General features: G+C 54.4%; 1 protein-coding gene. It reads left to right on the top strand.

Translation table 11 applies throughout. The features are described 5' to 3' along the window. Positions 1-217: 217 nt before the first annotated feature. Positions 218-476, top strand: a 259-nt coding sequence (locus EP237_RS23400) for a hypothetical protein (RefSeq protein ID WP_206052361.1), incomplete at its 3' end; no start/stop codon positions are given.

Here is a 476-nt window from a genome sequence, read left to right on the forward strand (position 1 = left end):
CAATCTCGACGAAGTTGCGCAGCGCGGGCGTGACATAGGCCTTGTTCCAGCACAGCAGCGTGATGATCGCAGAATCGCAATCCGCGCTGGGATTGGTCACGATCATCCGTGACTGGAACCGCGCGATGCCCTCGGCATAGACCGGCACGTCAAGACCGGACCCGACGAGCCCAAGGATGCCGAGTGCGTTCGAGGCTCCGAATCGAATGTCGATCTAATGCTGGCTCGCAAGAAAACATCCTTGAAGAACCAGCGAAAGAAATCCCACTCCGCGATGCTGCCCAAAACCATCCGGTATGACGTCAGCACGGCTTGGTTGAGTTGCTTGGCAGGAAGACTGCGTCGAAAATGCTTTCGAGGAACCCCCAACATTGCAATCCTGTTGTTTGAGGTTCATGTTCAACACAAACAGTATTTAGAAGCACCCGTGCCACCTGACAATAATCAAACGCCAGAACAAATCGCGCGCGACCAAA

It is taken from the genome of Nioella ostreopsis, assembly GCF_004000255.1.
GTDB lineage: Bacteria > Pseudomonadota > Alphaproteobacteria > Rhodobacterales > Rhodobacteraceae > Nioella > Nioella ostreopsis.